Genomic DNA, 25858 nt, shown 5'->3' on the forward strand with positions numbered 1-25858 from the left:
ATTTTATATTGCTTTTTCATTTATGATTATTCTGGGCCGTTAATAAATACCCATCCAGTTTCGGAGGTGCCATCTGCTTTCCTTAAACTGTAGAAATAGGTACCGTCTGGAAGTTCTTTTCCTTTGTCCGATTGACCATACCATTGGTTTGTATAGTTGCCAGTAAACTTAAAGACTGTTGTGCCGTAACGGTTAAAAATTTCTAAATGTGTCACTCCGTAACCTGTTAGGTCGAAGTTGTCGTTTTTACCATTTCCATCAGGGGAAATTCCTCTTGGTATATTTTTACATGATAATCTTTCTGTTGTAAATGAAGCCGTAGTTGAACAGCTTCCAAATTCTACAGTAACTGTAAATTGCGTAGGTGCAGTAATATTTTGATTTTGATTCGCATATTCGGTGACATTAAATGTTTCCGAATTTTCACCTACTACAAGGCCATTGGCATCCATCCAAGTATATGTTACATCATTTGGATCATAAGAGTTACCAGCGGGTGATGCGGTTAACCAATATTCTGTATCGTTACAAGCTCCTTCAATTGAAACTTCTATTTCATCAAGTATTGTAATGTCAAAAGAACTGATACTACCTTCAATACAATTAGCAAGGTCTTCGACTATTTCATAAACAATCGTGTAATTGCCCATGGCACTTGCTGAGATATTAATTTCCCCAGTAGTTGCATTGATGGACAATCCTGTTTCAGAACTAAATACACCTCCAGGTGTAAAACCAGTCTCTAAAGTTGGTAATACATTCGTACTATCTTCACAGTAAACGTTATCAGCATAAGTAAATCCGGAAACAGTACTTGTAACTTGAACTACTTCAATAGGAGTTGTATAAGTTCCTGCTTGAGTACAATTGGCTAGATCTGCATCAATGGTGTAAACCACAGTATGTGCTCCTGCAGTTGCAGATGTTAAATCGACTTCTCCAGTAGTTGCATCAACTGTTATAGTTGTTGAACTAAATATGCCACCAGTTGTGAACCCAATTGCTAGATTAGGTAAAACCGTATCTCCTGTTAATAAACAGAATGACTGAGTTCCATAATCAAACATCGTAACTGGACTAATTGTATCCTGAATGGTTATATTAAATGTGCTTGTAGCACCTTCTAAACAGTTTGTTAAGTCTTCGGAAATAACATACGTAATGTTATAGTTTCCAGCAGTACTTGTTGTCGTATTAATTTCACCTGTTGTTGAATTAATATTTAATCCCGTTTCTGCACTAAAAGTTCCACCTGCTGTAAATCCTGTTGCAAGATCTGGTAATATGTTACCGCTATCTGAACAATAAAGGTCTTGTGCATAGGTAAACATGGTTTCAGGAACAATTGTTTCAACTATTTCAATAGTAGTTGTAGATGTACTTCCGTCGATACAGTTTGTTGGATCTGCTTCTAAAGTATAGACAACATCGTGCATGCCTATTGTTCCAGAAGTTAAATCTATTTCTCCTGTTGTAGCATTAACTGTTAGAGTTGTAGAACTAAATACACCTCCTGTTGTGAATCCAGTAGTAAGATTTGGTAATACTGAATTGCTTGAAAGTAAGCAGAACGGTATTGTACCATAATCAAAACTGGTAACAGGTGTTATTGCATTGGTAAATTCTATGGTTGCCGTATAAGTTCCTGCGAGTGTACATGCGTCTGTATCTCCATCAAAAGTATATACTATATCATGTATACCTGCAGTAGTAGATGCCATGTCAATTTCACCTGTTGTAGCATCAACAGTTAAAGTAGTTGAACTAAATACACCTCCCGTTGCAAATCCGGTAGTTAATGATGGCATTGGATTATCGGCGATTACAATACATGTTGTTGCATAACTGAAAGTTAGTTCAGGTGTAAAAGAATCGCTGACTATAACTTCAATTTCGGTACGTGGTCCTTCACAACCATTGTCGTCAACATTTACAACATAATAAGATGTTGTTGCAATTAAAGATGTGTCTGGAGTTGGAGCTGTGGTACTTCCAGTTCCACCAACAGCTTGCGTGTACCAAAGTAAGGTGTAACTACCGGTTGGTGTTGCCGTTAACTGTTGAGCAGTATCGTTTAAGCAATATTGAACAGGTGTTTCAACAGTTGGCATATCTGCTATTCCATTATAACTGATTTCAATATCATTTTCACAATAGCTTGTTTTCCAAGTAAAGGTATAAACGCCAGGTTCTAAAAAGCCAGAAATAGTAGTTGAATTGCTATTTGCATCAGCAAAAGTGACTAAGCTAGGATTACTATCACTAGGAATCCATGTTCCAGCTCCATTGGCTTGAACGGTAGCAACGGCATCATTACAATCAACTTCAAACGATTCTGTAATAATTTCATTGTTACCAACAATATTTACAGCGTCTATAACATTTCCAATATCATCGTTTGTGGTAGCTCTAAAAATGAATCGGGTAGAATTTTGACCTGCTGGTACTTGATATTCTCCTGATACAAGGGTCCAAGCCATTCTAACAGCTACGTTTTCGTTAATCACGGTATAAGGACCACCAGGTGGGCCGGCAACTACTTGAAGGGAATTGTCTTCAGATCTTCCTAAATGTGCATAACTAAAATCGAATAATGTTATTTCAGATGAATCAAAGTCTCTATAATAGCCTCTAACTTCTGGGTCATTTGGATCTATTAAATTGTCATCATCGGTTCTTATTTGAACACATTGACCACCTTCATAAGGTTCAAAACCTGAAGTCGATAAGTCTTCCCAAATAATCACTGAATTTGCTTCTTCTAAAAGGAGATTACTACGCCATCCTGTTATAACTTGTGTTGTTACAAAGCCTAGGAAACTACCAGTCCTGTCCATTAAAGGATCTTCGAAACCACCATTTACCGTTTCTACTGAACAAAGGTCTGAAGGTGTTCTTAAACATACTTTAAATTTGCGACTATTAGCTATTGTACTATTTAAAGTCAACCTTAATTTATAATCTTCACCTACAATTAATTCAGATGAATACATAGCGACTAATGCTTTGTCGTAGGTACACGCTAATTCTTCAAGATTACCAGCGCCATTATCTTTGTAAAGCGTCATGGTAATATCCGGATAAGCTTCATCTCCAGTTGCATAGTAAAAGGTTCCTGAAAACCCGTTAACCTCTATAATATGGATGACAGATTCAGCTGTAAAGTTAAACCAGACATCTCCTGCATTATCACCATCACAACTCATAGTTTCTGATGAAGCAGTAGCGCCAAGGAATGACACATCTGCAGCAAAAAGATCACAGAATTCATTTGAATTTATTGGAAGAGTAGTAGCTGTTGAAACATCATCATTTCGAATGAATTTAAAAGGTCCCGACCAATAACTTTCGTCATCTGTGCCACAAATAGCTCTTACAAAGTATTCGTAAGTAGTTGCATAGGGATCAATAAAATCTGAAGCTGTTGGTGTGTAAGAGTTTGTAGATACAAGCGTCCCAGATTGCGGTATGGTACCGTTTCCTAGAGGTTGTACAGCCACTTCCCATTGTGTTTCACTGCCACCTGCTGTCCAAGACATGACATTTGTTGCGCTAATGGTAAGATCTGTAGGTTGTGGGCATGAAATGGCACCACATATGGCAGCACCTTCATACACAATAGTTCCTAGTGGAAGACCAACAGGGCTTTGATAAACTATTCCTTGTTCGTTTAAGATGTCAAACTGGTAATTATCGTATTGATGCTGTGCACTACCTAAAGTGGAAAATAAAACTGAAAATTCTACTCCAGAACATAAAAATACCGTAAATTCTTCATCTTCTTCCCCTTCGAAATCTAATGATTGTACCACTTGGTTGTTCTGAGTAATGTCTAGAGTTGCCGATATATCATAGTCACTTGTAAGTATAAAGGTATATTGACATAGGTTTTCAAAACTACATTTTGTTAGTAATTCTTTAGGACCAGTCCATTCGCTTTCCGAGCTGTCACAGATAGCTCTAACATAGACATCATAGCTAGTGGATGCCGTAAGTCCAGATACTGGAAACGGATTGGTTGGAGCGCTGTATAAATAGTTAGGGTCTGTATTTCCTACAGGAGCAGGTGTTCCTGATGGTTGCACTGAAATTTCCCATTCAGTTTCATCACCATTGGTATCCCAACCTACCAGTACTTCTGTGTCTATAATGTTGTAGAACGTAATATTAGTTGGTTCGGCACATTCAGGTCTATCTTCAATATTAATATTGTCTAAAATAAGAGCTGCACCACGATAACCTTCATCCCTAGGCGGGTAAGTTGGTATGTGAAATGCGATGTTTATATCACCAACAATTCCATCTGGTAAATTAATTATTTTAACTAAATAATTTACATTATTGATAACTACAGGGTCATCTCCAGAATCGTATAAAACGGTTGTGAATTGATCTAAACCAGTTCCATTGGTAGAAAGGAGTACTTCTAAATCTTCAATTCTCCAGTCGTAAGTCACTCTGTAGTAGTATCTTAATCGTTGATTCTCTGTGATAGTAATTGTAGGAGAAATTAACCAGTCGTCGCTAGCACCGTTAGTTTGTGTACTAATAGCTGCTGCTTGATCTCCTTCATAGGGATATGCGACATTGTTCATTTCCCACCAATTGATATCACCATTATTATTAACAGTTTGCCAACAATCTTCCGAAGTAGAGTCATAGTTAAATGTTTCTACAAAAGGCGTTGTAAATGGCAAGCATAAAGTATCAAATCGCATAGGGCCAACCCATACACTTCCTTCAGGGTCACAGTCTGCCATTACATAGAATTCATAAGCTGTGTCTGCTGTTAAATCTGTAGCAGTATAATTTGGAGTGGTAGTTGATTCACCTGTTGTGGTTGGTATCCCTGTTCCTTCAGGTTGAACCACAATATTCCAAGCTGTTTCTTGATATCCTGGAGTCCAAGATAAATCTGCAGTCGTTTCTGAAGTTGTATTTACGGTTAATAGAGTAGGGTCTGGACAGTCTGGAGCATCAATTATACTCACATTATCTAGTGTCAAGGTAGATACAGGTCCTGTAAGTTCAGTAGGTACTCTAAAGGCTATATATATGGGGCCGTTTCCGTCTATTATTATAGATCTTGTTTCGAATCCGCTATTGGTGATTATTTCCAGAGGAGAAATCACTGAAAAACTACTTGGATTTGTATTTGTTGTAGACATAAGGACCTCTATTCCATGTCGGGCAACGCTATAAAATGGTGAAAAGTCAGCTCTAACCTCAAATGTCAACAGCTTTTCGCCATCTAAATTAATTTTTGGAGAAATTAAATAATCGTCACTCCCTTCACCTTGATATATAACATTCGTTTCTCTTATCCACCATCCTGGGGAGCCATCATTATCTCCTGTAACTTCCCAACAGAACTTTTTCGTATCTGGATCATTTTCATTAAAACTTTCATAGAATGGCGTATCATAGGATGTACATAACGTGGTAAATGGGACAGGGCCAACCCATTGACTCAAGTCATCTACTCCACAAGCAGCTCTGACATAAAATTCATATCTGTTACCTGAATCTAAACCAGTAGCTGGGTAAAGTGTATTGATATCTGTTAGAACACCAGGTGTTGTAGGTACTCCAGAATCTAGATCTTGAACTTTTACTTCCCATTCGGTTTCATCACCACCAGGAGTCCAGAAAAACCTTGCTGAATTGTCTGTAATGATTATCGCAAATGGATCCAGTGGATCTGGACAAGATGGTTTGTCTTCAATAAACACATCATCAATAGAGTATCTAAGAGCAGTTTCAGTTGTATTAGGCTCAATAATCCAAGCTACATTTACCTCTCCAGTAATATCAGGTAAATCAACAATAAATTCTTCAAAATTTGTATTACTTATACTTGTTGGAGCTAATGCCACAATCGTAAAGTCGTCATAACCAACTCCGGTTGTTGATAATTTTATGGTAACAACTGATGTGCCTTGCGTAGAATTTTGTTTAAAGCGTAAACGTTTTGGAGTACCATCAAAATTTATACGAGGTGAAACATAGAAATCATGATTTTCGTATCGTGAGGTACGTGTTACTGTGGTTGCCCATCCGCCAATAAAATTCCAGGTAATACCATCGCCATTAGCATCAATAGTGGTCCAGCATGGTTCTGGGTTTTCGTTTGTGGCATCGTTAAAATCTGTAAAATATGGTGTGTCAAATGTTGTACATTGTGTCGTAAATGTGTCTGGATTGCTCCATATTCCTGGAGTACCATTACATACAGATCTTACATATAAATCGTAAGTAGTAGCTGTAGTTAATCCTGAAATAGCATTATCTACATTGGTACTGGTTGGTGTTCCAGAACCTGTAGGCTCTCCAGAACCAGTTGGTACTGCAATATATTCCCAAGCATTAGAAAATCCTCCAATATTATCCCAAGAGTATGCAACACTGTTTTCTGTTAAATTATTATATCCAAAATCAGCTGGAGGTGCACATTCTTGCCCTGAAATAACCAATTCAAAGCACAATCCTGCCCCCGAACCAAATACTGAAGAGACTATTATAATATACGTTTCACCTGCTTGAACTTCTAGGTTACTTATTGATTTAGGATCTGAACCTTGTGTTGTATACGTACCTGCAAGACAATTAACACCAACATCTTCACAACTGTTGTAAACAAGTAGTGAGCTTAAACTGTTCCAACAGTTAGTTTCTGCGTTATTATCATCATACGTAGTTTGTGTTAATGTTATTAACCCATCTTGGGTAGGAGTGTAGGTAAAAAATACTTTATCTCCCATTAAATAGTTAGTTGTACCTGTACCTGGTATGCAACCTGAACCCTCAGTCGTATAAACTTCGTCTGGGTTTACCCAATTAGCTAAATTGTCTGCAAAAACATATGGGGTTGTCGAAATATCAGGAACAATAATAGGCTCAGCACAAGATAAACCATATTTTAAGGTTTCAAATGTAAAAGGTCCTTCAAACGCACTTTGTGTGCCATTATCACAAATAGCAGCAATATAGATGTCAAATTCTGTTTCTGGGTCTAAACCAAACAATTCAGAACTAAAGCCTGATACACCACTACCACTTGCTGCTGGAGGGAATCCAGTTGGTACACTTTGTATTTCAAAATTAGTAGCAGTAGGGTGTGTCCATGTTACTAAAGCTGAATCTACAGTAATACTTTCAATAGTTACGTCTTCCACTCCAACGCAACCTTCTAAAATAGAAACTTGGTCAACAAACCATTCGTCTCCCGTTGGTGTTGCGCCATCTTGTGTATTAATAGCTACGAAAGCGACATATATGTTTAACCCTGTTGGAATACCAGTTAATTGTACAACCTTTTTCTCGTATTCTGTTTGTAAGCCTGAGTTTAAATCTGATTCAGTATAAGATTGTAAAACAATATTGAAACCATCAATATCTGGTTGTGCAGCTGTAGAAACCCGTATTTGATATTCTGTACCATAGTCTATTTCACTTGCTTGTTTTGTGTAAAATTGAATTTCCCCATTTTCTGGAACAGAAATTAGTGGTGTAACCAAGAAATATTCTGCGGTGTTTTGATCACCAATATTATCTGCGCTAGGATTTATTGATACACCGTCGGTACCTAAATAGCCGTCCGTTGTAGAACTCCAATCTATATTAGCATTAGGGTTCCCGAAAAGGGTCCATGTTGCAGGAATACCAGAATCAAATGATTCATTTAATTGGGCAAATCCTTTTCCGGAAATTAGAAAAAATAAAGATAGAATAAAAGCGAAATTAAGGCTTCTGTTTTTATCCATTCTTCTTGAAGAAAAGCAGGATTTAGTTGCTACAGTTTTGTGTAACTTGTTTATCATGTCAAACAATTTCAGTTAATAATTTAGGTTAAATATATGTATATATATACTATATATATAGTTTAAGACTTTGCTTTTTACCGAAATTTAAAAGGCAAGAACGCGTATTAAAACACTTTAAATCAGTGTGTTATGTTGTAAAACGCTCTTTAGAAGGAATTATGAAGAAGATTTGTTGTTTTGGATGGTTTCAACCTTTTTTTGTAGTGTATTTATGGTTTTTTTGTTTTTTCTTTCTATCAGAATAACAATTACAATGAAGAGAATCACTATTGATATAATCCAGTTGAGTCTATTCCTGAATTGCGATTTAATATGATTTAATTCTTCATTTAAATTTTTAGAATTCTCTTTAATTGAATCGCTAACCGAGTTTCGTTCAGATTTTTTTACCTCTAATTGTGTCTTTAAAAACAACTCGTAATATTTCTGATAATCATCTGATTTGTTTAGGGCTAAATAGTTTTCAAAGAGCCCTTTGTAAATACCTAAATTTAAAACTAAATCGCCTACATTTTTGGAATTATTTAGAGCCTCCAATAATAATATAACAGCCTCATTATATTTGCCTTCTAAGGTGAGCACTTCTGCCATGCCTTTTTGTGCAAAAGATACCAAGCTAGTAGCATTTTCAAGATTGGCAAACTCAATAGCTTTGCTAAAACTCTGTTTTGCATTGCTGTATTCTGACAATTGAATATAGCAGTTCCCTTTATTGTAATATCCAATACTTCTATTATGATAGTTTTGCCCAATCCCATCATATACATTAAGGGCTTTATTGAAAAATTCGAGAGCTATGTCGCAATTCAGATTATCCTTATATATAAACCCTTTTACTAAATAACTTGCAGCCAATATGGTTGTTACAGAGTCTCGTTCAGAATAAATGAGATATCGATTTTCAATTTCTTCCATTGATTCGATGGACTTATCATAGATTTTTAGTTGCTGATATTGAACACCTGTCATGAATAGAATTTGAATTTGCAGTTTTTTGTCATCCAGATGACTTGAAAATTCTTTTGCTTTAATAATATACTCTAAAGCTTTTTTGTAGTCTCTTTTGGATGAGTAGCCAGTGGATACCACAATTAAAGCCCGAGTTCTTGATTCTATAGAATAGGATGTGTTATTAAAAATTGATAAGGCAGCTTCAATCGTTTTATTTGGGTTTTCATATACATTTTTTGTTGCAGCACTTAACAAGCTATCAACTTGTTTTTTCTGTAACTCTGTTGCGTTAATAGACACTATACTTATAAAAAGCATATAAAAAGGAAGATGATATTTAAACTTTATACTCATTTAGTATTCTTTTTAATTTCTTCTCTTTCTGTTTTTAATAAATTTATAAATGTGGCTGGAGACATCCCTATTATCGATTTAAATATAGTTGCGAAACTACTATGAGTAGAAAAACCACTTTCTTCTGCCAAAAAACTGATTTTATAATTCATATAATTTGAATCAGTTTTTAATTTTTCAATAATATAATTAATTCTAAGTTTATTAATGAAGGTATTAAAATTGTCATTATAGTGCTTGTTTATAATCTCTGAAAGGTATTTTGTGTTAGTTTCAAATTGACCAGCTAAAACAGCAAGCGACATATCATTATTTAAATATTTTAAGGATTTTTCAAAGCGTTTTAGTTTTAATAAAATATTTTGTTCTGTTTCTTCAGGAATAATGAAACGTTTCGAGGTTTTTTTGATTGAAGGTTTTACCTTTAAGAAGTTAGTTCTACTTACCTCCAAATAATTAATAATTTCTTTTATACGTTTTTTTCTATTTTCACTTTTTATAAGTATTAATATTCCTACGATTATAATAAAGAAAAGGACAGCCAATAAAAAGTATAAATAATTGGTGAATTTTTGATTTTCGGTTCTTAATTGTTTTTCTTCTTGACCACTAAAAATATTGTAAAATGTATTTACAGATTCTTGTTCTATTTGTTCAACTGAATTGTTTAAAACCAAAAATTCATCATTATAAGCTTTGTGTTGATTTTTTTGATTTGAAGCCAAATAACTAATGGCTAAATCATTGTTTATTTGTTCTAAAAGAAAGGGATTGTTTATAATTTCAGCGAATCTTAAAGCAATAAAAAGATTCTCTTTACATTTTTCAAATTCCTTTTTTTGTAAATATAAATGGCCTAATTCTTTATAAATTAGGGCTTTCTCATAAAGATTATTTTTAGGAGAAGAATTTAATAAGTCGAGGGTTTTCTCAATGTATACAAAGGCAGAATCGTATTTAGAGAGGCTGAAAAAAGCACGTTCTTTAACAAGATAAAAGGCTCTTTTTTCGTCAAAATTAGTTATTAAGAAACTTTTAAACTGAATTTTAGCTTTGTCAATGGCTGTAATTGCTTCGTCCGTGTTAAGCCTGTCTAGAAGCATATGTATGTGTTCTAAAGAGATCTGACTTTCGAATAGGTTTTTATCAGATATTAATTTGGAAGTTAATAAGCTGGCTTTGTTGAGATATTCTTGCGATTGTTGGTCTAGATAGAGCTTTCTTAAGAGCGTAGCTTTAATTATATGATTTTCTATTCGAGTCTTAATATCAATTCTATCAAGTTGATTGGTGTCATCAAATGCATGAATTATAGCATTATTATAATCGCCTTTAACTAAATACCCTTTAGACAACAGCAAGTTAGCTATGGCTCTTTCTTGTGGTTCTTGGTTGGAATTTAAAATGTGAGACGCAATTTTAATAGCCTCATCTGGATTGGAGTAAATAAGCTCTTCTGCTTTTAAGGCAAGATTATCTTGTTGCGAATACAAACTAATTGAAATCAAGAAGCTAATAATCGTAATGAATAAAGTCTTATTTAGTATAAGTCTTTTTAAACAATCCTGTTTTTTTCTGCTTATCAAAAAGTTTATTATGTTTTAATTTTTTTTACAAATATAGCTTTCGAAGCTTAACGTAGGCCATTTTAGTTGAAAAACTATAATATAGTAAAGATACTAAACTTTAAAAGACGATTGTTTTTATGTCTTAATTTTGGGTATTAAATTAAAATTATATACCATTTGTTTTCTGTTTTTCCTTCTTTATAAAACATAAAAAAAGCAGCCATTGTGGCTGCTTTTTTCTGAAAAAAACTACTCTTTTTAGAGTAAATAATAAACACCTTAATTTAGTTTGGGTAAAATAAGAGTATTTATTTTTTGATTTAAAACTCGGACTATCAGTTAAAAGATAGCCCATGTTTTATTTTTGCTATTAATCAAAATAAGGTCTAAATATTTATCTTTTAATCACTTTGATTGTTTTTTGTGAACCATTGATCGTTACTGTAACAAAGTAAACTCCATTATTTAATTCATCCATATTAATGGTTGTTTTTAAGTTGTTTGGAGTAACTAATTTCACCTGTTGACCAATAATGTTATAGATACTAACATTTGAGATGTTGTCTTTAGATTCAACAGTTAATGTGTTAATTACTGGGTTAGGGTAGTATTTAAACGATTCGAAATTATAAGATTCCACACCTATAGTTTCACTTGGATATATTGTTAAATTAAATTCACCAGTTTTATAATAATTACTTACTTGAATTAAATACGTTTGCCCAGCTTCTAATTCTGGAGCTATTTCCGTACCATTATAGCAACCAGTTCCTGCTAGAAGGTCATCGTATACTAGTTCAGAACAATTGTCAGAATTATATATTGCTAATCTTGGGGAATCTGTAGTTTGCTCCGTTATAAAGTTATATACGCCTGAATTAGTAGGTGTAAAGTTATACCAAATAGTATTACTTGAATTACAAACATTCTCTGAAGAAGGATATGCATTCTCAAAAGTACCTGTTACCATGTTATTACCAGTCGCGTCTTCCGATTCCAGAATCACAATAGAGTTTGAACAATCGTTGTTTGCAACAGGATCTGGTAATTGATAGATACATAATTCAAAGTCTACACTAGGAGCCGTGTTAGAAGTTCTAACCATAATATATACAGTTTCTGAAGCATCCATGAAAATAACTTGTGGGGAACTTCCATTGTTTGTACAATTATCATCAACTGGAGCTAAAGCACCACAAGTTCCTGAATATACATTAAGGTATAAGCCTGGTTCAAAATATTCAGTTATTCTCGTATAATTAAGTTGATATGCACCAGCATCTCCTGATGTAAAAGAATACCATACATCTCCCCATCCTTCTGTGTATTGATCATTACAAGAATTGTCTGTAGAAGTGGTAGCTCCTAAAGTATTACCAGTTATTACATTGTTACAAGTCTCATCGGTAGAGACTGTTATTTCAATAGCTCCAGTACACTCGTCGTTTGCAGGCGGTGTTGTTGGTAATCTTAAACACATATCATAAGTATGAGCCAATTCACCACTACTTCTTGAGCTATTTCTAATATAATATGTATCACCTACTGTTAAATTAGAAAAAAGTACATAATCGCTACGGAAACAGCCAAGGCTTGTAAAAGTACCACAGTTTCCTGATAGTAACTCAGTAGATTGCTTAGTGTTATAATCATCTTCTACACCAATTACACCCACTATATTAGAATATTCTAAAATGATGGTTTCATTAGTAGCAACAAATTCATACCAAACGTCATTCGTATTTGCAAAACCTGCTTCACAGTTGATAGGATTAGCAGCATTTTCTGTTGCTCCTGCATTGGTTCCGCTATAAATTGTAGTACAGTTTTCATCGGTGTTTACCGTTAACTCAATGCTATTTCCACAATCATCGTTTGCTGGTGGGCAAAAATAATAGGTCTCAGCTACAGTATAACAATCGGAATTATCATTATTGGTTAATGTTAATTCTGTTGTAGATCCATTACTAAAAACACCTATATTTACTATTCCAGTATTAGTAATATTAATTGGAGTAGCTCCGCCAGTTAAAGTTAATGAATTAGCAAGTCCTAAATAGGTAATATCAACATCAATTGTATAATAGCCATCTGAACAAACGGGAATTGGTGTTAGTGTAAATTCAGGATTAATACAATCATTTTCTACTATTGTAAGATTATATGCAATTGTACTATCAAATCCATTACTACTAGCTACAAAAAAGTACGAGTTACCAGCGGATAAAACAAGCTCTTGTATCTCTTCTCCAGTATTAATGTCATCGACACACTCTGCTGTTCCTGAATCTGGACAACCATTAAAAATATGAAGTCCTCCATAACTACCCGTGGTTACATTAAAATAAACATTTATTGAAATATCTGTGGCTGGTGTGATTTCATAAAATACATCATATCCATCGATATAGTTTGTATTATATCCAAAACAAGGACCTTCATTCACATTATTTTCAAAGTTTACTGTATTTTGTGAATTAGTGTATACACCCGCGCTTAAATCTATAGTAAGTGGCATTGAACATGTAGCACCTACATCTGGTGTACTACGAGTTGTAAAACTATTTTCAGTACAATCTACAGTTGCAGATCCTATACCATTAAAAGGTACAATGTTAACAAAATATTCAGTTTCAAATAACAAACCAAGTCCATCTAACGAATAACTAGTTTCGCTTGTTGTTCCTGCATTTAAAATATCACTTAGTCCAGAGGCAGTTCCAATTGAAACGCTATATCCTGTTGGTAAACCAGTGGCAGCTTGCCATGTTAAAGTGGCATCTGGATTTACATCATCAGCACCATTTAAAGGTGATAATAACGTTACATCGCAATTTGGTACTTCTGATGCTACTTGTACAATAGAAATATTGTCTATAAGAGTCGTTAATACCCAGTTGTTAACGTCAGCAAAAACGACAAATCGTGCTTGAAAATTACTTCCTGCTGTAAGAACACCAAGATCTGTAGCAGGTACAGAATAACAACTTCCAGTAAATGTAAAGTTAGAGTCATCTACTGTTACACCAGTAATCCAAGTCGCTCCACTATCTAAAGAGTACTCCATAGTAACACTTCCCCAAGGCGTAGCAGGTCCAGCAGGCGCAGGTGGCCAGCCCCAACCTTCTGTATATGTATTCACTGAAAAACTAACGGTTAATTCAGTCGCATTGGTTACAGTTGTATAATTTGGTGTGGTTAAAGTGGCAATTGCTTGGGTTACGCCATCAGGGTATTGTGTTACTGTAATACCCTTTCCAGTTGCTTCACACGTTGTGCCAGCTGAAACTCCAAAGCCTCCAGTTTCAGTCCAACCTGTAGGAATACCGAAATCTGTGGTGGTGTCAAAATTTTCAACAATATCTACTTGAGAGAATGCTGTAATGCTTAAGAGCATCATTAATAAAAAAGTAATCTTCTTCATTTTTTTTTGTTTAAATTAGTAATTAGTTAAGTTTTTTTAAGAACGTTTTTAGAGATGAAAATTATGATGTAAACATTTTCGGAATGTCGTTCAGAGTTGAAATATATAAATAGATATACTATATATAAAGAGGATGTCTTTTGTATTTCCCGAAATTTGAAAGCAGAAAAAACATATTAAAATGTTGATTAATAGTGATTTAAAGTGTTATGGGGGTTTTTATATAATTTTATAATTTGGGGATTGTAATTAAGAGAATTTGGAGTTTATCCTTGTTGATTTATAGCCCTTTGATGAGAAATTAAGCATTAAATTGCAAAAGTAATTTTTCATGTACTTAATCCATAAACTCATTTATTGAATAGTTAAGAGTTAAAGTTTCTGAATTTATTACCACATAATCTTAGTAGTGCCTGTTGGGCTGTTTTTGTTCTCAACTAAATTGATATTGAAGATGAGTTTTTAAATCATTTTCAAAATAATAAAATTGCTGAAGTATAAAATTTGTATATATTTGCAGTCTTATTTTTTAACAAAAGAGTCATTTTTATTGAGATACTTTTTATAAAGCTAAGTTCATAAAAAAAATAGAAACTTGTATAAATAAGTAATGCAAGAATAAATAGTTCGGGTAGTCTAAAATCCGTTCAAAGTATTATATTATTTTAAGCCCCTTAAGTCTTAAATAATATCAAAAATTTAGTTGTGTTGTTTTGACAGGTGTAGTAGTCTGTCAATGGTAGTAAAGTTGAAGGTTTTCAGCTTTATCCAATGGAAAGCTTTCCTTTTTTCTTTTTAGAAGATTGGGATGCTTTTTTGTTTTTAGACATTTCATTATTAAACCTACTATTATACATAGTTAGTTTATTCTTATCTTCTCCAACCTTCCTTCTTTATAAGTATAACATTAATTTAACTCTTAATTTAAATCTTTTTCACCTTTTTAAAGGGATCGAAAAATTTTAACAATTAATGCTTTCTGGCTTTTAAACTGTTTATTAAAAAATTCTCTAAAAGCTGTATGAATGACGTGAATATTTATTAATTTCGAATGATTCTAAATAAGGATTGTAAATAATTTAAAATACCTATTATGAAAGTAGCATCATTAGTCTATAATTTGGAGTATAATGAAACAAAACCAGCCATTCAAGTTTTAATGGAAACCGAAACGGGCAAGGAAATTAGAATTGCATTTAAAGAAGGACACGTAATGAAAGAGCATAAAACTCCTTTTCCTATTGTAGTTGAAGTTTTTGAAGGTGCTATAGATTTTGGTGTAAATGGAGAAGTCCACCATTTAAAAAAAGGCGATTTAATTGCCTTAGAAGGAGGTGTGCCTCACGATTTAACTGCCATTAAAACGAGCACAGTGCGCTTAAGCTTAAATAAAATGGATTCTGCAAAACGTGTGGAAGATGTTGCTAACAAATCTTAATTTTTTATAACGCTTAAAAAACAAGGTGAAATAAATCTCTAAATATTTATTTATTAAGTCAATATATAAATGTTTTGAGCCAATCTGCCTTTTATAATATTGGTAGTTTTGAGAGTTGAAAAATGCATTTTATGTGTTTTTAACAAATATATATAAACTCTAAAACTATTATTATGGCAGAAATTAAAATTGAAAAGAAAAAACCAGTATGGCCATGGATTTTGGGCTTTATTATTTTGTTGGGTCTTGTTGCTTATTTCGTTTATGAAAATAACGAAAACGAAGATTATTCAGACGATGTGAATTCTGAAGAAATCTACAATAAGAATACCGATACAATATATAAAAACAATACCTACCAAGATACGCAAGCTTCTCCAGACTCTAACTTCAAGGTCGCTTTGATGGATTATAGTGAATCAATTAGTGATTCCACTAGAATTGGTGTAGATTCTACTTACACAAAAACAGCTTTGTATTATTTATCTAATGTTGTTATTGCAACTGCAACACAACACGACTTAGAAAGTTCCAAAGCCTGGAATGATCTTGAACAATATGCGTCTCAGGAAGTTGGGATGAACACTTCCGACATGCCAGAAAGATCAGGGATTTCTAAAAACCTGAAATCAGTTACTAATAATATTGTAACTGTTTTGGAAACGCTTCAAACCAAAAATTTTCCAGCGCTACAAGCTGAGGTTGCCAATTTGAAAGCCACTTCTAATAAGCTTACTTCATCAACTATTGATAAACAAAAAACAACACTTCAGACATTTTTTAGAAAGGCGAATGAAGTGCTTATCAAAATGAACTCTTAAATTAAAACATCATGACAGAACATAAAAAACATCTCTATTATATGAATGAACTTTCAGATTATAAAATATCTGAAGGTTACCCAGACGTGAGAGGCTGGGATGTGAAAGATTTTAACAATCGTGTTATTGGAAAAGTGGATAATCTGTTAGTGAATCCTGAGGCTGAACGTGTTGTTTATTTGGATGTAGAGGTTGATAAATCCATTATTGATGCAAAACACGATCCATACGGAAGACCAAGTCATGTGGAAGTACGTGAATTTGTGAATAAAGATGGAGAAAACCACATTATTATTCCAATAGGTTTGGCAGATTTAAATACGGATTCAAAATATGTGTATACCGATATATTAGACCATCAAACATTTTCTGAAACCAAACGTTACCGTAAAGGTGATAACGTTAATAGGGATTATGAAATGCAGGTTTTGAACTCCTACGAAAGAAGAACGAGCCCTAAAGAAAATGACAATATTATTATTGGGAATGATGAGGTGAATTTTGGAGAAATTCCGAATGAGGCACGTATTAGGAAAATAGTTCGTGAAGAAATAAGAGCCTATCACAACATTAGAAATACTGGAGATTTAGATGGATTAGGGAATTCTGATGTTGATGAGACCGTGATTTTTACTGATGATGAATCTGAAATTGAAAGAAGACAAAGAAACAATCATATTTATGATGACGACCGTTTTTACCAAAGAAAGGAGTTCGATGACGAACAGTTTAGAAAAAATCGTAATCCAAGATTTTAGTTACCTATTTAATTTAATAAGAAAAAGCTTCACTTATACTGAAGCTTTTTTTATATAATATTTTCAGTATTTGAATTCTTGTTTTTAAGTTGTTTATGCCCCTGTTTTGGTAAAGATTGATATAGCTCCTCTATGCGTTTTAAATCCGTAGCGTTTGTTATAGTTTGTTTTGTGTCTTCATATAATAGTTTGGCTTCTTCAATAAGAGCATCATGGTATTCTGGAAAATGGATTTCCTGTAAAAGTAAATACTTGAACATGATAAATAATTTTTGAATGCAACTTAAATCGTGCTTGCAGTAGGTTCTATAAGAAACCATAACCTGGTAAAGTATCTCTCTAAAATTAACAGTAGTTATTTCAATCAATGGATCACTATTTTTCGAAGTAAAAATGGTTCTATCATTTTTCTTCAGTCTTATAGCAAACAATTCAGTTAAATAATCAATGGTACTTAAAGCCGTCCCAGGATCATTTATTCCAGGAGACATGGCTTTTATTCCTATTTCAGTAATTTGCTTAAAGGCAAGAACATAATTATCTTCAACAAATTCACCTCTTGCAAAATTGAAATTAGATAATACCTGTTTTACTAAATTGTTATCAATTTCTTTACTAATTTGAATAATTGGGATCTCTTGTAAAACAAACATGCCTTGAAAAGGAAGTATTTTCAACTGAATACCTTGGTCTTCACAAACATCTTTTAAATTATTTATAGCTACATTTTGAAAATAACCAGTTTTTGAACTGTAATATGTTTTCCAATTGGAACTATCTGGGAAATTAGGCGCTTTTTCCGATTCATTTTCCAATAAGGATTCTAGACGTTCTTTTGCCTTGCCATAAATATTGTCTAAAATATTATTTATTTGAATGGCTTGAGAAATGGAATGAATAAAATATAGGAAGGCACCCAGACAAATAACGGTGAAAATAATACCAATAAGAACAGAGAAACCGGGTAATTGGTATTTGTCTGTTTCTCGTGGGTTTATTCCAACAAGTGTGAAGATATTATATAAAATGGTAGCCAAATAGATTCCTAAAATATATTGATGGCTTCTATTGGAGATCAAGTCCGGTAGTACACGGGGTGAAAAATTACTGGATGCCTGATTCAACATCACCATTACCATAGAAAAACTAAATACCATAATTGAAATTATGCCACCAGTTAAAAAGCTTAAAAGTGTTTTTGCTGTGTCTGCATTGTTTATAACTAGTTGCGGAACATGCTCTAAAACAAATGCTGAAATCCCTTTTTTTTCTAGATAAAGCATAAGTATGGCAAAACTAAAACCGGCAATACTGAACAATGTTGGGTAAAAGGCTATTTTGCCCTGAATGGTATGTATAAAACTTATAAATTTATTGTAAAGCGATTTCATATATTGGTTTGAGTCTACAAGTTACCAACATTTTTTTGATTTATAAACAAGATGATTAAGACACTTTAATGTATTTGATAATGGAATCCATTTTCATGAAAATAATTAATTTCTGAATTTTATTTTGTAGGCAAATACATATATTTATGCTTTTTGTCGATAAAAAAACGCTTTTTATCGTGTTTATTGTTTTTTATTTGTACCTTAGAGTATATTTACAGCCCTTCTTAAGTCCCTAAATCGATTTATTCAGCTTAAATAAGGTTAATTATTCCATTCAAGACATAGTTGTCTTACTCCCTCATGTTAATAAAATATGTTTGTAATTAATTTATGCACATGTTTTAAAAATAAATTAATATATCCATTTATTCCCTCTATTAGAGTTTTGTAAAAAACAAAACTTGTTAAACATTATTTATTTGTTAACCCTAAAATTGAGAATATATGAAATCCCTAACAATTACTTTATTAGTCGTATTATTTTGCGTAACCGTATCTGGAGTTAATCTGCAAGATCCAGTAATAACTAAACCAACTAAAGAGAAAAATATTTCGAGTGTTGACAACTTCAAGTATAATTTTGAAGTTAATAGACATGTTAAAAAAGGAGTGAAAGTACCTGAGCAAGGATAGTAGTTCTTTCACTTCATCAAATATAAGCGCGTTTTTTATTTTATAATAGGCGTGCTTTTTCATGTCATTAAATGAGGATTTTTAATCATATTATGAGATAGATGGTATTCGTGTCATAAAAAATTATAAATTTGAAAGACACTGAAATAAATCTGTATTGTATTATAAAATAGTCTTTATACTATCCTTATTTTTAAGCTTACCCTTAAAAGCGCAAAATACACCTTCTAATACACTATTAGATAGTATCAGTTATTATCGAAATTTGGCACAAATAGATTTAGATGCTGATAAGAGATTATATTACATTAAATATGCCATAAAATTATCTGAGGCTTCCAAACAAGATTCCACAATATTAAAAAGTAAGCGCATTCTTGCTACACTCTATCTCAGGGAAAGAAATGTAGATTCCTTATTCGATTTAAACCACGAAAATTTAAAGCTTGCAACCAAAATAAATGATTCTTTAGCACTTGGCTACATAAATAATGTTTTAGGCTGGTATCATAAACAAAAAGAGCAAAAAGACAGCGCCTATTTTTACTTTTATAATGCTTCAAAACTGTTTAAAAAATTAAATAAAAGTCAAAAAGAAGCAGAAGTATTGGCTAGTATGGCCGATATTCAATTCGAAGAAAGAGATTATATAGGTTGTGAACAAAATGCTTTTAATGCCATAAGAATTTATCAGAATCTTCCAGATTCGGAAGTGAAATTCGATAATTTATGGGCATTATACAATTTAATAGCTATTGCTTCTGATGAATTGGGTATATACGATAAGGCTATAGAATATCATGAAAAGGCTTTAACGTATAGCGATAAAATACAAGATAATTTTATTTACACCCTATATTCAAATAGTAATATAGCCTTAATATATAAAGAATTAAAACAGTATGATAAAGCTTTAAAAATCTATCAAAACTTATTTCAAAATAAAAAAATTCTACTTAAGGAGCCTGAAAATTATTCTCTTATTTTAGGTGATTATGCCTATATAAAACATTTGTCAAAAAAATACAGTTTAGATGAAATAGGAGATATGTTTTCAGAAGCATATCAAATTAGTGATAGTATACAAGATCCTTATAGTATGATGTCTGTTAGTTTAAATGCTTCTGAATTTTATTTAGACCAAGACAATAAAGATTCGGCACTTTTCTTCGCAAATAAAGCATACACATTAGGATTGGAAACTAGTTCTAATAATGTGATTCTGAAATCCCTTATGCTTAAATCAAAAATAGAAGATGAAGTAAGTGCTAAAACCCATTTAACAGAATATGTAATTCTAAGTGATAGTCTTCAAAATAAGGAAAGAGCTATCAGAAATAAATTTGCTAGAATAGAATTTGAAACAGACCAAATTGTAGAGAAAAATATACAGATTTCAAAAGAAAGACTGTGGTTGCTATTTTTATCAATAGGGTTGATTTTTACCTTATTATTATTGTATATCATTGTTACCCAAAGAACCAAAAACAAAGAATTAAAGTTCAATCAACAGCAGCAGGAAACCAACGAAGAAATATATAATTTAATGCTGTCTCAACAGGATCAAATAGATGAAGCAAGAGTTGCAGAGAAAAAAAGAATTTCGCAAGAAATGCACGATGGTATTTTAGGCAGACTCTTTGGAATTAGATTGAGTTTGGATAGTTTAAATATGAGTTCTAAGCCAGAAGCCATAGATTCTAGAGAAAAATATTTAGGTGACCTTAAAGAAATTGAAGAAGACATACGGAAAGTGTCCCATGAATTAAATACAGATTTTGTTTCTGGTTCAAATTATATAAGCATTATCAAAACCCTTTTAGAAACCCAAACCAAAGCATATCAACTAAATTATGTTTTAAGAAACGACGATAATATTGACTGGGATGGTATTTCCAACAAAACAAAAATCCACTATTACAGAATTATTCAAGAATCTATTCAAAATATTTACAAGCATGCCAATGCAACAGAAATTCATATTAGCTTTAACCAAATAAATAATGTAATTTGCTTAGCAATTGCAGATAATGGTACTGGATTCGATGTTAATAAAGCTAGAAAAGGTATCGGATTAAAAAATATAAATTCAAGAGTTAAAGAAATTGATGGAGAATTAGACATAATTTCTTCTATGGATTCTGGAACAACATTAACTATAAAAGCCCCAATTTTAACCTAAAAAAATTCATGCAAGAATCTATTCGCATTTTAATGACAGACGATCATCCCATGATTATAGAAGGATATCAAAATACGTTGTTAGCGACTAAAAAAGAGAGTCAAGATATAAAAATTGATATTGCAAATAATTGCGACGAATCCATTAAATTAATGAATAAAGCCATTGCGCTAGATTACCCATATGATATTTTATTTATGGACATTAGTTTACCACCATCTTCCGATGGTAAATATACTTCGGGCGAAGATCTAGCCATGCATGCGCGAAGCATCATGCCAAATGCAAAAATAGTAATCCTTACTATGTTTAATGAAACCTATCGGGTGAATAACATTGTAAAAACCATCAATCCAGAAGGATTTTTAATTAAAAGCGATTTAACTTCTAGGGAATTAGCAAATGCTTTTCAGGCGGTTCTGGCTAACCCTCCATTTTATAGTGGTACAGTAAATAAGATTATTAGAAAAACAATTTCTACAGATCTAGTTGTAGACGAAGTAAACAGAAAAATTCTTCACTTATTATCACAAGGGATTAAAACTAAAAGCCTCACGGACTCTATAGATCTATCCATGAGTGCCATTGAAAAACGAAAAAAACACTTAAAAGAACTTTTTAGAATTTCGGATGGAAGTGATGAAACCTTGCTGGAAGAAGCAAGAAAAAAGGGTTTTATATAAAATATCTATCAAAAAGTGTTAAAATTTCGGTTTTTGAGCTAATTACAACCTGTCAAAATCCTTGATGTCATTGATAATTACGGTTTTACCGTAACTATCTTGTGGTTTTACCGTAACAAAATATTAAATATTCACTTTATATTTGACCTATCAACAACATTTAATTAATCCCTCAGAAGTAATTAGTTGATAATAGCATTTACACTAACCTTGTGGTTTTAACATCTGTTAAAGCTACAAGGTTTCTTCTTTCTAGAAACTAAAGATGTCACTTTTATATTCCCAAAACTTCTTAATAAAAAATCCAAAGTAGATTACAGCGACAATAAATTTTATAAATGTCCCGGTTAAAAAACCAAGAAAGGACCCAAATGCCGCTTTTGCCGCCGTTTTAGAATCAGACTTATTTAATATTTCTCCAATAAAAGCACCAACAAAAGGCCATACTATAATTCCAAAAACCCCTAAAATTGGAAAAATAATAGCAACTATTAACCCCAGTGTTGTACCAATAACGCCATATTTACTGCCTCCAAATTTTTTAGTTCCCAATGCAGGAATAATATAATCCAATGCAAAAACTATTAATGCAATTGCTAAAGTAATGCCTAAAAACAACCAATTATTAGGGATGGCATTTGTTAAATACAGTAGTAGTAATCCAACCCAACTTAATGGAGGTCCAGGGAGTATGGGTAGAAAGCTTCCTAAAACACCAAGTATCATAAATAGCAAGCCTAAGAGAGTCAAAAAAATGTCCATAAATTTTTAGTTATAAGACGAAGATATAAAATGATTGTTACATTTTATTAACTAATTTATTAGTTTAAACTAAATATTTAGTTATATTTGTATTCAACTAAGTTTTTAGTTTTAAATAATTCATGAAAATTATGCAGCCCACAAAACAACTCACCAAAGCCGAAGAAGAAATCATGCAGGTGTTATGGCAACTTGAAAAAGCAAATGTCAAACAAATTATAGATCTCTTGCCAGAACCGAAACCAGCCTATAATACAGTTTCAACCATAGTTCGAATTTTGGAAAGCAAAGGGTTTGTAGACTATGAAAAACAAGGGAAAGGGCATATCTATTTTCCCATATTAAAAAAGCAGGATTACAGCAATCAAAGCTTGAATTCGCTTGTGGATAATTACTTTCAAGGTTCTTTTAAAAGCATGGTATCCTTTTTTGTGAAGAAAAACGACATCAGTTTACAAGATTTGGAATCTGTTTTAAAAGACATTAATAAAAAAGATTAATTATGGTACCATATATCATTCAAGCAATCGCATTTCAGTTATTCTTTTTAATAGTTTATGATGCATTCTTAAAAAAGCAAACCTTCTTTAATTGGAATAGAGCTTACCTTTTAATAACCGCAACTTTATCTTTTGTGTTGCCCATTATTAAAATTGAGATGTTTAAAAACATCGTTCCACAACAATATATTATCACACTTCCAGAAGTTTTTATTGGAAAACAAAACCCTATAGTTTTAGACGAAGTTTTAATTGAAGGAGTTAATCAGGCTTCGAGTTTCTCTTGGTCTTGGATGTATTTGTTCTACATTGGATCCACTATTGCTTTTGCCTTTTTTGCTTATAAACTGATTAACATTTTCCGATTAATATATAACAATGAAAAACACGTAGAATCTAATTTGAAAATAGTGAATTTAGAAAATAGTCGGGATGCTTTTTCCTTTTTTAATTACATTTTTATGGGTATGCAATTAGAAAACGAAGAAAGAGATACCATTTTAAAACACGAGTTGGTCCATGTGAAACAAAAACACAGTTTCGATATGTTATTTTTCGAAATCCTTAGAATTCTGTTTTGGTTTAATCCATTCATTTACATGTATCAAAATAGAATTTCGGTGGTACACGAATTTATAGCAGATGCTGAAGCTGTAAAACACAATAAAAAACAATATTATCAAAACCTGTTATCGCAAGTTTTTAATGCCCAACAGGTATCATTCATCAATCCATTTTTTAAACAATCATTAATCAAAAAACGAATCGTTATGTTACAAAAATCAAAATCAAAACAAGTCCAATTAGTAAGGTATGCACTATTAATTCCCATGGTCTTTGGGATGTTAATTTATTCTTCTTGTAGTGATACAAATCAAGAAAGTATTGCTGTTTTAAGCGAAAATCCTCAAGAAGATCAATTAAAAATGATCATTGAATCCTTTGACACCGATGGGAAATTAAATGACACCGAAAAGGAAGAGATGTCAGCCTATTTTTTAGATGTAATTAAAGCAAATGTTCAAGGTCAGGATGTTTCAACAAAATCAATTAGCACCTCTGATTTTGATAAAAAAGAAGATGTGCCATTTTCAGTTATAGATCAAGTTCCAGTATTTCCAGGTTGTGAAAGTGGCAGTACTAACGAGGAACAGAAATTATGTATGAGTAAACAAATTAATACACTTGTTGCTAAAAACTTCAATACAGATCTAGGAAAAACATTAAACTTAACGGGTATAGTAAATATAGCTGTTTATTTTAAAATAGATAATCAAGGAAATATTATTGAAGCTAAAGCAAGAGCAGAAAACCCAGAACTGGTAGAAGAAGCTCTTCGCGTTGTAAATATGTTGCCAAAAATGATACCTGGAAAGCACAATGGAAAAGCTGTTAATGTTCCTTATTACTTGCCAATTAAGTTTCAAATAAATGAGTAGATATTTAGTTCTATTTATAATATTCACCTTTTTTAAAACCGAAGCTCAAACTTCGGTTTTAATGCTTGCAGATAGTTTGTATTCCAATGGATATTATACCAAAGCCATTGAAACCTATAAAACCCATCAAAATCAGGAAGATGTCTATGAGAAAATTGCCAATGCGTATATAGCTATTGGAAATTATAACGAAGCACTCGCAAACTATAAATTGTGTATGGACGCACATCCAGATAATTCACTTTTAAAGATTGAGCACGCTAGATTGTTATTTAAAACGAAGGATTTTAAATCGGCTTCTACCGAGTTTAAAAAGTTAATTTCTATAGATTCATTAAACCCAAATTATCATTATGAATATGGATTGGTGTTAGAGAAAGAAGCTGACTCCTTGGCTGTTTTAGAATTTATGAATGCCATTAAATTAGATAGTTTGCATCAAAAAGCCATTTATAAAGTGGCAAAATATCATTTGCAAAAAAGACAGTTTAAAACGGTTGAAGAATTGGTAGACATGGGTTTACAATCAAATGATTTTAATTTGGAACTTATAAGTTTAAAGGCTCAGAATTATTTTTGGCAACAGGATTATCATAAAGCTATTCTTTGGTTTGAGAAATTGCTGGCATTGGGTGAGTCATCACAATTTATTTATGAAAAGTTAAGTGAGTCTTACAGTAAAACTTATAGAGAAAAACAGGCGATAGCGTATGGTTTGCAAGCGCTTAAATTTGAGCCAAATAACACAAAGAATTTGTTTATACAAGGACGACTTTATGAAAAAGTTAAGGATTATACTGCAGCAGAAACCTATTATACATTAGCATTAAAAATTGAAGATATTCCGTTAGATAAACAATATGTGCAATTAGGCAGAGTCCTAAATTATCAGAAGAAATACAAAGAAGCTATTACCGTTTTAAATAAAGCACTTCAAGAAAACCCTAGAAATGACATGGCGGCATTTTATTTACTACAAACAAAAAATGCCTATTATAAAGATATCGATGTAAAAATAAAGCTCTACGAAAAATTTATCAAAGAATTCCCCGAAAGTGTTCTCAATGCCGTTGCTGCACAACAATTATCTGAACTAAAACAAGAAAAGTTTATGAATACAGATTAAAA

At 32.4% G+C, this 25858-nt stretch carries 15 protein-coding genes; 9 read left to right on the forward strand and 6 right to left on the reverse strand.

The genetic code is table 11. The features are described 5' to 3' along the window. Positions 1–26 precede the first annotated feature (26 nt). The 4 genes from IEV77_RS04650 to IEV77_RS04665 form a co-directional block, all read right to left on the reverse strand. Entirely contained in the window at positions 27–7820 is a 7794-nt protein-coding gene (locus tag IEV77_RS04650; RefSeq protein ID WP_188462298.1) for a choice-of-anchor J domain-containing protein, read from the reverse strand. A 159-nt stretch (positions 7821–7979) separates the two neighbouring features. Then, entirely contained in the window at positions 7980–9128 is a 1149-nt protein-coding gene (locus tag IEV77_RS04655; protein WP_188462300.1) for a tetratricopeptide repeat protein, read from the reverse strand. After that, a complete protein-coding gene (locus tag IEV77_RS04660; protein ID WP_188462302.1) occupies positions 9125–10636 on the reverse strand; it encodes a helix-turn-helix domain-containing protein in 1512 nt (503 codons plus the stop codon). The genes IEV77_RS04655 and IEV77_RS04660 overlap by 4 nt, the downstream gene beginning before the upstream one ends. 454 nt (positions 10637–11090) lie before the next feature. After that, a complete protein-coding gene (locus IEV77_RS04665) occupies positions 11091–14120 on the reverse strand; it encodes a T9SS type A sorting domain-containing protein (protein WP_188462303.1) in 3030 nt (1009 codons plus the stop codon). A gap of 1093 nt (positions 14121–15213) precedes the next feature. On the opposite strand from IEV77_RS04665, the gene IEV77_RS04670 reads away from it, so the two are divergent. The 3 genes from IEV77_RS04670 (at position 15214) to IEV77_RS04680 (ending at position 17137) form a co-directional block, all read left to right on the forward strand. Continuing rightward, complete coding sequence (locus IEV77_RS04670; protein WP_188462305.1) at positions 15214–15558, forward strand: cupin domain-containing protein; 345 nt, start codon at positions 15214–15216, stop codon at positions 15556–15558. 173 nt (positions 15559–15731) lie between these two features. Further along, the gene (locus IEV77_RS04675) at positions 15732–16379 is read left to right on the forward strand and encodes a hypothetical protein (RefSeq protein ID WP_188462307.1); all 648 of its coding nucleotides are present in this window, start codon (positions 15732–15734) and stop codon (positions 16377–16379) included. 11 nt (positions 16380–16390) lie between these two features. Further along, positions 16391–17137, forward strand: a complete 747-nt coding sequence (locus IEV77_RS04680; protein WP_188462309.1) for a PRC-barrel domain-containing protein — start codon at positions 16391–16393, stop codon at positions 17135–17137. Positions 17138–17187: 50 nt separating this feature from the next. On the opposite strand, the gene IEV77_RS04685 is transcribed toward IEV77_RS04680, so the two are convergent. Continuing rightward, on the reverse strand, positions 17188–18528 hold the full coding sequence (locus tag IEV77_RS04685) for a DUF2254 domain-containing protein (RefSeq protein WP_188462311.1): 1341 nt from the start codon (positions 18526–18528) through the stop codon (positions 17188–17190). A gap of 447 nt (positions 18529–18975) precedes the next feature. On the opposite strand from IEV77_RS04685, the gene IEV77_RS04690 reads away from it, so the two are divergent. The 3 genes from IEV77_RS04690 to IEV77_RS04700 all read left to right on the forward strand — a co-directional run bounded on the left by IEV77_RS04690 (position 18976) and on the right by IEV77_RS04700 (position 22029). Next, entirely contained in the window at positions 18976–19164 is a 189-nt protein-coding gene (locus IEV77_RS04690; protein ID WP_188462313.1) for a hypothetical protein, read from the forward strand. Positions 19165–19321: 157 nt separating this feature from the next. Next, positions 19322–21346, forward strand: a complete 2025-nt coding sequence (locus IEV77_RS04695; protein WP_188462315.1) for a tetratricopeptide repeat-containing sensor histidine kinase — start codon at positions 19322–19324, stop codon at positions 21344–21346. Between the two features lie 8 nt (positions 21347–21354). Further along, a complete protein-coding gene (locus tag IEV77_RS04700) occupies positions 21355–22029 on the forward strand; it encodes a response regulator (protein ID WP_188462317.1) in 675 nt (224 codons plus the stop codon). A gap of 252 nt (positions 22030–22281) precedes the next feature. On the opposite strand, the gene IEV77_RS04705 is transcribed toward IEV77_RS04700, so the two are convergent. Next, entirely contained in the window at positions 22282–22791 is a 510-nt protein-coding gene (locus tag IEV77_RS04705; RefSeq protein WP_188462319.1) for a DUF456 domain-containing protein, read from the reverse strand. A 131-nt stretch (positions 22792–22922) separates the two neighbouring features. On the opposite strand from IEV77_RS04705, the gene IEV77_RS04710 reads away from it, so the two are divergent. From IEV77_RS04710 to IEV77_RS04720, 3 genes are read left to right on the forward strand one after another with little or no spacing between them, the layout of a single operon-like run. Beyond that, positions 22923–23291 carry a BlaI/MecI/CopY family transcriptional regulator gene (locus tag IEV77_RS04710; protein ID WP_188462321.1) on the forward strand — a complete coding sequence of 123 codons (369 nt, stop codon included), beginning with the start codon at positions 22923–22925 and terminating at the stop codon, positions 23289–23291. 2 nt (positions 23292–23293) lie between these two features. Continuing rightward, on the forward strand, positions 23294–24730 hold the full coding sequence (locus tag IEV77_RS04715) for a M56 family metallopeptidase (protein ID WP_188462322.1): 1437 nt from the start codon (positions 23294–23296) through the stop codon (positions 24728–24730). Continuing rightward, positions 24723–25856 (forward strand): tetratricopeptide repeat protein, encoded by a 1134-nt coding sequence (locus IEV77_RS04720; RefSeq protein ID WP_188462324.1) that lies wholly within the window; start codon positions 24723–24725, stop codon positions 25854–25856. Before IEV77_RS04715 ends, IEV77_RS04720 begins: the two co-directional genes overlap by 8 nt. The last annotated feature ends 2 nt before the right edge of the window (positions 25857–25858 follow it).

It is taken from the genome of Xanthomarina arctica, from assembly GCF_014638915.1.
Classification (GTDB): domain Bacteria; phylum Bacteroidota; class Bacteroidia; order Flavobacteriales; family Flavobacteriaceae; genus Xanthomarina; species Xanthomarina arctica.

Coding starts and splice junctions, on each gene's coding strand:
- IEV77_RS04700 (WP_188462317.1), top strand. CDS start 21,355: ATGCAAGAATCTATTCGCATTTTAATGACAGACGATCATCCCATGATT.
- IEV77_RS04720 (WP_188462324.1), top strand. CDS start 24,723: ATGAGTAGATATTTAGTTCTATTTATAATATTCACCTTTTTTAAAACC.
- IEV77_RS04685 (WP_188462311.1), bottom strand. CDS start 18,528: ATGAAATCGCTTTACAATAAATTTATAAGTTTTATACATACCATTCAG.
- IEV77_RS04680 (WP_188462309.1), top strand. CDS start 16,391: ATGACAGAACATAAAAAACATCTCTATTATATGAATGAACTTTCAGAT.
- IEV77_RS04710 (WP_188462321.1), top strand. CDS start 22,923: ATGCAGCCCACAAAACAACTCACCAAAGCCGAAGAAGAAATCATGCAG.
- IEV77_RS04705 (WP_188462319.1), bottom strand. CDS start 22,791: ATGGACATTTTTTTGACTCTCTTAGGCTTGCTATTTATGATACTTGGT.
- IEV77_RS04690 (WP_188462313.1), top strand. CDS start 18,976: ATGAAATCCCTAACAATTACTTTATTAGTCGTATTATTTTGCGTAACC.
- IEV77_RS04665 (WP_188462303.1), bottom strand. CDS start 14,120: ATGAAGAAGATTACTTTTTTATTAATGATGCTCTTAAGCATTACAGCA.
- IEV77_RS04715 (WP_188462322.1), top strand. CDS start 23,294: ATGGTACCATATATCATTCAAGCAATCGCATTTCAGTTATTCTTTTTA.
- IEV77_RS04655 (WP_188462300.1), bottom strand. CDS start 9,128: ATGAGTATAAAGTTTAAATATCATCTTCCTTTTTATATGCTTTTTATA.
- IEV77_RS04650 (WP_188462298.1), bottom strand. CDS start 7,820: ATGATAAACAAGTTACACAAAACTGTAGCAACTAAATCCTGCTTTTCT.
- IEV77_RS04675 (WP_188462307.1), top strand. CDS start 15,732: ATGGCAGAAATTAAAATTGAAAAGAAAAAACCAGTATGGCCATGGATT.
- IEV77_RS04670 (WP_188462305.1), top strand. CDS start 15,214: ATGAAAGTAGCATCATTAGTCTATAATTTGGAGTATAATGAAACAAAA.